Annotated in this window: 7 protein-coding genes; 4 read left to right on the forward strand and 3 right to left on the reverse strand. The window is 65.9% G+C overall.

Annotation, left to right across the window (positions count from 1 at the left end; genetic code table 11):
• Positions 1 to 133 (forward strand): sensor domain-containing protein (locus JOZ00_RS10175; RefSeq protein ID WP_293343328.1); only part of this gene is annotated, 133 nt, incomplete at its 5' end.
• Between the two features lie 36 nt (positions 134 to 169).
• Here JOZ00_RS10175 and JOZ00_RS10180 read toward each other — a convergent pair.
• Together JOZ00_RS10180 and JOZ00_RS10185 are read right to left on the reverse strand one after the other, a co-directional pair.
• Entirely contained in the window at positions 170 to 754 is a 585-nt protein-coding gene (locus tag JOZ00_RS10180; protein WP_293343321.1) for a hypothetical protein, read from the reverse strand.
• Positions 755 to 1,023: 269 nt separating this feature from the next.
• Positions 1,024 to 2,172: an adenylate/guanylate cyclase domain-containing protein gene (locus tag JOZ00_RS10185; RefSeq protein WP_293343323.1), complete on the reverse strand. Its 1,149-nt coding sequence runs from the start codon at positions 2,170 to 2,172 to the stop codon at positions 1,024 to 1,026.
• Between the two features lie 25 nt (positions 2,173 to 2,197).
• Between JOZ00_RS10185 and JOZ00_RS10190 the strand changes: the two genes are divergently transcribed.
• Positions 2,198 to 2,695: a DNA-deoxyinosine glycosylase gene (locus JOZ00_RS10190; protein WP_293343324.1), complete on the forward strand. Its 498-nt coding sequence runs from the start codon at positions 2,198 to 2,200 to the stop codon at positions 2,693 to 2,695.
• On the opposite strand, the gene JOZ00_RS10195 is transcribed toward JOZ00_RS10190, so the two are convergent.
• A complete protein-coding gene (locus tag JOZ00_RS10195) occupies positions 2,690 to 4,075 on the reverse strand; it encodes an amidase (RefSeq protein WP_293343326.1) in 1,386 nt (461 codons plus the stop codon). The two genes, JOZ00_RS10190 and JOZ00_RS10195, sit on opposite strands and share 6 nt — an antisense overlap.
• A gap of 82 nt (positions 4,076 to 4,157) precedes the next feature.
• On the opposite strand from JOZ00_RS10195, the gene JOZ00_RS10200 reads away from it, so the two are divergent.
• Positions 4,158 to 4,592: an HIT family protein gene (locus tag JOZ00_RS10200; RefSeq protein WP_293343330.1), complete on the forward strand. Its 435-nt coding sequence runs from the start codon at positions 4,158 to 4,160 to the stop codon at positions 4,590 to 4,592.
• Positions 4,593 to 4,771: 179 nt separating this feature from the next.
• Positions 4,772 to 8,404 (forward strand): diguanylate cyclase (locus tag JOZ00_RS10205; RefSeq protein ID WP_293343332.1); only part of this gene is annotated, 3,633 nt, incomplete at its 3' end.

An 8,404-nucleotide genomic window follows, 5' to 3' on the forward strand; every position in this document is an offset into this window, starting at 1 on the left:
CGGCTGGGAGTGCCAACGCGCGCTGAGCGTGGCGAACAACGTGATCGTCGACGTCAACGCGTGTGGCTACCACATCAGTGATCAGGCCGGTCAGATCGCCGACAAGATCGTCACCAAGGTCGACAACGAATAGCGCTATTGTGCGTCAATGCCGTTGTACGACATCGGCTTACGACTGAATGTCGGGCCCCTCGGCGCGCAGGTCGTCGACCGCGGTCATGGCGTCGCGCAGTTTGGCCAGCCATTCCTCGGCGTGTTCGCCGACCAGCTTGACCGACCACGCGAGTGCGTCGGCGCGCGAGCGCGCGACACCGGCGTCGACGAGCGTGTCGAGCACCTGTCGTTCCGGTTGCTTCAGGCGCGTCATTACGGGAACTGCGATGTGCGTGAAGAGGATTCGCTCCGTGCCAGTCGCCGAGGCCACTTCGACGCCCCAGGAAACCTTGCGCCCGTAGCGATCTTGCGCCTCATCGGCGATTCGCATTCGCTCCGAACGGGTTTCCTCGCGGAATCGCGACGCTCGCCCTGTGGCGCGGGCCTCGCTCTCCTCTTTCCCGGACCCTTGCGCCTCGGGCAGCTTTCCGACGACGGTGATCTCTTCGCGGTCGACGGTGACGGTGGGGTCGCCATCGAACCAACCTTCGGGGAGGCGTCCAGCGAACCATTCCGCGGCGTCGCCGGCATCGGGTTGCTGTGCTTGCTGCCAGCCCCCTGGGCGGCCGTAGCGCCGCCCGTGCGTGTGGTGAGGTTTCATGATTACATGATTACACCGTTACACAAGCAATGAAACAGCGTTCACCTTCGGCGAACGGCGCCTCTTTCGCTTAGTGGCCAAAACGGTCCCGAGCTCGCAAAACCCGTTGATCGAGCTTGGATGACGGAGTAGCTTCAAGAGCGAAGCAGGCCCGGAAGCGACCAATCCGAAAGCGCCGGAACATGGGGTAAGAATCCGGCCGTGTCGGACCCGCGTAAGACGGAGTCAGACGCCCCCCAGAGTCGCCCGGGCCTGCCTAATGTCCGCAGTCAGCCGGGCCCAGTGCCGTTCCCGCGGCGAATCCGAAAGAGCTTGACCTCGTTCTTGATCCCCTTAAGGCGGCGCGCACCGGCGAAGGATCCCTCGAATTGGCCGCTGTCACCGACGACTTCCCAGACCGATTCCGCGGCCAGCACGGTGCCTGGACGCGCCACACCGGTGACCCGGCTGGCCACATTGACCGGACTGCCGAACCAGTCGCCGGCCCTGCTCACCGCCATGCCCGAGGCCACTCCCGCTCGCAGCCGCGGGAAGTCGTTGTCGGTGTCGACGGTATCCACGAGCTTGATCACGACATCCAGCATCGGCGACGGCTCGGGACAGGCGAACATCACGGCATCACCGATCGTCTTGATGAACCGCACCGGCGGGACGGTCATGTCCCGGGCCAGGACGGCCAATCGGTTGGCAAGGTGTCCCAGCTCCTCCGCGGATACCACTTCGCCGAGCCGGGTGAAGCCGACAAGGTCGGCGAAGGCGACGGTGACTTGGCGCGCACCCGGAAGTGGCTTGCCCGCGGCGCGCTCGGCGGCGTTGACCGCTTCGGTCTCCATCATGTGGCGCAGCTGCATGAACAGCATGTCCTGAATCATCGGCCCCAGCATGGGCGCGATTTGGCTGACCAACGCCTTTGACTCCTTGGCGATTTCGAGTTCGGTGGCGCCCGGCCGCATGATCGCCGAAAGCGCGGTGTAGCGCATGACTTCCGCGGCGCGCGACAGTCCTTCAGCGAGTACCCGAACCACCAGGACCAGTTGTTCAGGGTCCAGGCCGAGCTCGACGAATCTCTGGGTGGAGGCCGCGGTTTCACCGTCCGCGCGCATGTGCACGACCGCGTCGGGGTCGTCCACCCGGGCTAAACCGATGGCCCGCTGAACGCGTTGCAGTAGCGCTAGGTCGATGCCGTGGGTCTCGCTGATTTCCCGGGTGGACACGTAGGTGCCGTCGTCGCCGATCAGGTGCCGGGTGGCCAGCAGCAGCGGCGGGTTCGTCGACCGGATCTCCGCGGCGGTGATGCCCTGGTCGAGCAGCCAGTTAACGAGTTCGGCCCGCTCGGTGCGCGCGGCGCCTTCGAGGCCGTCGAGCAGATCTTCGATGCTGTCGTCATCGCGACCGTGGTCCACGACGTCAACGTACATTGGCGGCGCGCGATGATGTGATGCGATGAGCACACCGCTTCTGCAGGGACTCCCGCCGGTCGCCGACGACCACGCCAGGGTGCTGATCCTGGGCTCTTTCCCGAGCGCGCTGTCGCTGGCGGCGGGACAGTACTACGCGAATCCGCGAAATGCGTTCTGGCCGATCGCCGCTGAGCTATTCGACTTCGACGCGGATGCGCCCTACGACGAGCGCCTGGCGGCACTGCGCTCCCGCGGGATTGCGCTGTGGGACGTGGTGCACAAGTGCCGACGCGTCGGCAGCGCGGATTCCGCGATTGAACCGAAGAGCTTGGTTGTCAACGACTTTGGCCAGTTGTTCGCCGACTGCCCCGCTATCTCTCGGGTGTTCTTCAACGGCGCCAAGGCCGCCGACTTGTACCGAAGGCTGGCGGTGACATCCACGAGCGCGGAGTACCAGCGACTTCCGTCGACCAGCCCGGCGCATGCGGTGCGGCCGGGCGTGAAGCTGGCGGCCTGGCACTGCGTGATCGCGAGCTCATGACACCGGCGGTCGCCGGTTGACCCACGGCCTCGCCGCCTCGATCTGCGCCGACAGCGACAACAGCGTCGGTTCGTCGTAGGGCTGGCCGACGAGTTGCACCGACAGCGGCACGCGGTTCTCGTCGAGATCCCACGGAACGACCGCGGCGGGCTGACCGGTCAGATTCCAGACCTGCTGATACGGCACCTGCTGCGCCACCGACAGCAAGGTCCACACCGCGCCGCGGCGTTGGTAGGCGCCGATGCGCGACGGGCCCCCCGCGTTGCCCGGCGTGATGAGGACGTCGACATCGTCGAAAATCGACTGGATCCGGGCAATCAGTGAAGCGTCCGTCTCGCGCAGGGCCGCCATCCGCCGATCCGAGAACAATGCCCCGGCGCGCGCCAGGTTCCGGGTACGCGGTTCGAGACGTTCGGGATGGGCTTGAGCGGCGGCATCGTCGCTGATGCCACGCAGATAGCGGGGCAGGTAATTGGTGACGATGGCCGACGGCGGATAATTCGGGTCGCGGGTGACCACCTCGTGGCCCAGGTCGCGAAGCAACGCACCGGCCTGCTCGACCGCGGCCAACTGTCGCTTGCCCACCCTCACGGGCAAAGGAGTTGGGACCTTGGTGCTCAACGCAATTCGCAGCTTGCCAGGATGGCGCGAGGCGGCGGCCGCGAATTCGCCTTCGGGACCGGGCACCGTCGAGGTCGCGTCCAGAAAGAGGGCGGCGTCCATCACCGATCGAGCGATCGGGCCGTTGACGCTGAGCCCGTACCACGCATTGTCGTGTGGCTCCAACGACACCCGGTCACGTTGGGGCTTGAGGCCGAACAGCCCACACCACGTCGCAGGGATGCGGATCGAGCCGCCCCCGTCGGATCCCAATGCCAGCGAGGCCAGCCCTGCCGCCACCGCCGCGGCGCTACCGCCACTGCTGCCACCCGGGCTGCGCTTGAGGTTCCACGGGTTGCGGGTGGCCCCGAACGTCAGCGATTCGGTATAGGGAAACATCATCAGCTCGGGGACATTGGTTTTGCCGATGATCACCGCCCCCGCGGCCCGCAACCGGCGGACCACCTCCGCGTCGGCGGTCACGGCGGGCCGGTGTCCGCCGCTGCCGTAGGTGGTCACCTCGCCGGCGATGTCGACATCGTCTTTGATCGCGATCGGCACTCCGAGCAATGGCAGCCGCTCGCCGGCGTCCAGGCGGTCCTGGGCCACGGCGGCCTCGTAACGCGCGCTGTCCGCGAGCACCGTGCGGTAGCAGCGCAGCTGGCTATCCAGCCGCGCTATCCGTTCCAGGTAGACCTCAAGCAACTCCGGCGCGGTGATATCACCGTCGGCCAGCATGCGCGCCTGTGCCGCCGCGCCCGCGAAGGCGAGATCATTCACTGCGGCAGCGTATCCCGCTGATCTCCACGGGCCCCGGCTGGTCCCGGCGTGGCGCCGCCCAGCAACCAGTACCGTGGGCGGCATGTCCTGCGTGTTCTGTTCGATCGTCGCCGGAGATGCTCCGGCCATCCGGATCTGCGAAGACGACGACTACCTGGCGATCCTCGACATCCGTCCGTTCACGCGCGGCCACACTCTGGTCGTGCCCAAAAGGCACAGCGTGGACCTGACAGACACCGCGCCCGAGACGCTGGCCGGCATGGTCGCCATCGGCCAACGGATCGCCCGCGCCGCCCGGACGACAGAATTAGCGGACGCGACCAACATCGCCATCAACGATGGCAGCGCCGCTTTTCAGACCGTGTTCCACATTCACTTGCACGTCCTGCCACGGCGCAACGGCGACAAGCTTTCGGTAGCCAAGGGGATGCTGCTGCGGCGCGACCCGGACCGGGAGGGCACCGGCCAGATCCTGCGCGAAGCGCTGGCGCGGATCGACGCAAGCCAGCCGGACTGAGCATTCGCCCGTCAGATGCGTGCGAGCCGCAAAAATCTACCAGGAAGTAGAACCAGAAGGTAGTTCGGCAGACTATTCTTCTCCCACATGCGGTGAACCATCCAATTTGCCACCGCACGTGCGAATCGGCTGGAGCGGCATTGAAGCGCTGGACGGGTAATCCGTGGCGGCGTTTTGGGCTGCCCGCGCCCATTGGCTGGCTCGTCGTCGGGGGATACGGTATCGCGGCGGTGCTGGTCGCGGCCTCGTCTCTGCTGGGATGGGAAGGCGCCTACGCGACTCGGCCGGTCGACGAAGTGGTGTCGGTGCTGTGTCTGGCGTTCGCGGCGGCATGCGCCGGCTACGCAGCCAACCAGGGCGTCGGGCGCCGCAGAATCGGCTGGCTGGCGCTGGTGATCGCCCTGCTGGGGTGGGCGGTCGGCGAGGTCATCTGGGCGGTATACGAGCTACGCCCGGAAATGGATCACGCCACCCACCCGGCGACCGCTGAGATCGTCCTGCTGCTGTATCCGTTCGGCGCCATCGCGTCATTGATCCTGCTGTCCAACGTATCTCGCCACAGCCCGCGCCGACTGGTGCTGGACGGTGTCATCGTCGCGACTTCGCTGTTCGTGGTGTCGTGGGTGTTCGTCCTCCATAAGCAGCTCGACGAAAGAAACGGCTCTCAGCTCGCGACAGTGGCGCAGGTCTTCGCCGATGTCGTCCTGATGACGACGGCGATTCTGATGTTGTCGCGGGTTCGCCCCGGCGACGGACCGAGCCGCAACCTGCTCGCCGGCGGGATCCTGACGGTCGGCATTGCCGACATCGCCATGGTGTTCGAGACCGGTATCGGCAGCTACCACGTCAGCATCCTCGCCGACCTGGGCCGGGTGGCCGGGCTGGGGATGATGGCGCTCGCCGCTCTCTCCAGCATCAACGAACCCCCGTCGACGGCTTCGCGGGACCTACTGGTGTTCCGCGCCCGGCTGTGGTTGCCCTACCTGCCGCTGGCGCTGGCCACCGCCGTCGGGTGGCCCTACACCGCAGCCCAGATGTCGCGCGGCCCAATGCCCGTCGCAGAGACCATCCTGGTGTTCGCGGTGCTGATTCGACAGTTCGTGGTGCTCAACGAAAACCAGCGCTTGCTGACTCAGGTCGCACGAGAAGCCTTCCGCGACAGCCTGACCGGTCTGGCCAACCGTGCCAACTTCCTGCATCGGCTGGAACAGGCCGTCACTCACCAGCACACCGACACCCCGCCGATCGCGGTGCTGTGCCTCGATCTCGACAACTTCAAGTCGGTCAACGACGGCTTGGGACATCCGGCCGGCGACGAGCTTCTCGTGAGGGTTGCCGAGCGACTGACCGCGGCGTTGGGGGACAAAGGCCTTGTCGCGCGCCTTGGCGGTGACGAGTTTGCGGTCCTGATCGAAGATTCCCTCGAGGAATCGCAATCTACCGCCAATCGGGTGCTTGAGTCGTTCCACTCGGCGATCGTGATCGACGGCGTCCCTATATCGGTTCGGCCGAGCATCGGGTTCACGGCATCCACAGCCGCGTCCAGCTGCACCGTCGACCAGCTTCTCCGCCACGCCGACCTGGCCATGTACGCCGCCAAACGCGAAGGCGGCCAATGTATTCGAAGCTTCGTGCCCGATCTCCCGTTGCCCTTCACCTTTCCCAAGTTCATGGATTCCACGCTGGCCCTCTTGGCAAAGGCCGAACAGGGCCAAGAAGATCTCGTTGCCGGCCCGCCGGGCCCGTTCGGCAATATCACGGCGCCACCGGAGGCGCTCCTGCCGATCGCCGAGGTGGCGGCGTCGACCCCATCCGAACCCAGGAGCGCACCGCGCGAAATCCGATGGCCCCCACTAACCATCCGGGTCGCACTGGCGGTCTTGGCGATCGGGGTGATCGGCTTCACCGCGTCGAGCGCGATAGACGCGAATGCCGGACACAACCTCTTCTTCGCAAGAATCCTGTATCCGGCTCTGAATCTATTGGCGGCCGGGCTCATTGCCATGCGCGCCTACCGCGTTCCGGGTGACCGGTTGGCGTGGGTTCTGATCGCGGCTGGAATGACGTTTTCGGCGCTGGGCGACGTCATCTACGCGTTGTGGGTGATAAACGGTCAGTCGCCGTCGCCGGCCGATCCCGCGTATCTGGCGTTCTATCCGTTTGTCTACGCGGGCCTGCTGTTGCTGATGCGAACCCGCCTCAAGCGGCTACCGGTACCGATTCAACTCGACTCTCTGGTGTGCGCGCTGGCCATGGCCGCGGTGGCCGCGGCGCTGACTGCGGGACCGATCCACACGGCGGCGACCCGGGCGCCGGCGACCGTTCTGGTGGGGCTGATCTATCCGTGGGGGGATCTGGTCTTGCTGGCCCTGGCGGCCGGCATGTTGCCAATCCTCGGCTGGCGCAGCGAGTTTCGCTGGGCACTTCTGGTCGCCGGGTTCATTCTGTTCGCGGCCGCGGACACAGCGTATCTCTTCGAGACCTCCGCCAACTCGTATCGAGTCGGCACCCTGCTCGATGCCTGTTGGCCCGCATCGTCGTTGCTCATCGCGATGGCGAGCTGGGCGCCGTCGTCGACGGCGGTACCCGCGACCAGACGTGGACTCGGCACCTACATCACGCCCGTGGCGTGCACCGTCGTTGCACTCGAAGTCGCCATACTCGGTCACGAATCGCGAGTCGCTGCGACTCTAGCGGCACTGAGCCTGATCGCGGTGGCCGCACGGTTCTCGGTCACCTTCCGCGACGTCAGCACGATGGCCGAGAGCCACAACACTGCCATGACCGACAAATTGACCAGGCTGCCCAATCGGCGCGCGCTCGCGACAGCCCTGACCGTGGCTTCCGACTCAACGCTGTCCGAGCCGCATCTGGGCACCAAGCCGCCGTCACGCCGGGCGCTGTTGTTGGTGAATCTGTATGAGCTGCAAGAGATCAATGACTCCGTTGGTCGACACTTCGGCGATGAATTGGTGTGCCACATTGCGGATCGGCTGTCCAACAGCGTGCGTCACGAGGATCTGCTCGCTCGCTCGGGCGACGACCAATTCGCCATCCTGCTGGCCGAGGATTCCGACCTGGCTGCCGCCCGCGGCCAGGCCGGTCGGTTGATCGACGCCCTGAGCGAGCCATTCGCACTGGATCCGATCACCGTGCAGGTCGATGCGTGCATCGCCGTCGCGCTCTACCCCGACCATTGTGATCATCCGCAGGAGCTGCTGCAGTGCGCGGAGGCCGTCATTCCGCACGCCAAATCCACCAACAGCAAGATCGCCGTGTACGACTCGGCGTTCGAGATCTGTCGCGACAACGATCCCAATTTGATCGAGGAGCTGAACACCGCACTGCTCGACGGCAACCAGCTCACCTGTCACTACCAGCCCAAGATCAACGCGGGCGACGGCAGTGTGCACAGCGTCGAAGCCCTGCTGCGCTGGCACCACCCCAGTCGCGGATTGCTGATGCCGCAGGAGTTTCTGCCGGCCGCCGAGCGTGCCGGGTTGATGCGCAAAGTGGCAAACCGCACGATAAGCGTTGCCCTCGAACATATCCGGGGCTGGCGCGAGGAGGGCGTCGCGCTGACCGTCGCCGTGAACCTCGCAACGGCCAATCTGCTCGACCTCGACCTGGTCGGCACGATCGAGCGACTGCTGCGGATGCACCGCCTGCCCGCCGAGGCACTCATCGTCGAGATCACCGAGAGCGCGCTGGTGGACTCGGCGCGCTCCCGCAATACCGTCGCCGCGTTGCAGCGGCTCGGCGTCCGCATCTCGCTGGACGATTACGGCACCGGATGGTCGTCGCTGGCACGC

The sequence above is a fragment of the Mycobacterium sp. genome, assembly GCF_019243155.1.
GTDB lineage: Bacteria > Actinomycetota > Actinomycetes > Mycobacteriales > Mycobacteriaceae > Mycobacterium.

Excerpts from the sequence above, each read along its gene's own strand:
- JOZ00_RS10180 (WP_293343321.1), bottom strand. The coding sequence starts at position 754 with ATGAAACCTCACCACACGCACGGGCGGCGCTACGGCCGCCCAGGGGGC.
- JOZ00_RS10185 (WP_293343323.1), bottom strand. The coding sequence starts at position 2,172 with ATGTACGTTGACGTCGTGGACCACGGTCGCGATGACGACAGCATCGAA.
- JOZ00_RS10190 (WP_293343324.1), top strand. The coding sequence starts at position 2,198 with ATGAGCACACCGCTTCTGCAGGGACTCCCGCCGGTCGCCGACGACCAC.
- JOZ00_RS10200 (WP_293343330.1), top strand. The coding sequence starts at position 4,158 with ATGTCCTGCGTGTTCTGTTCGATCGTCGCCGGAGATGCTCCGGCCATC.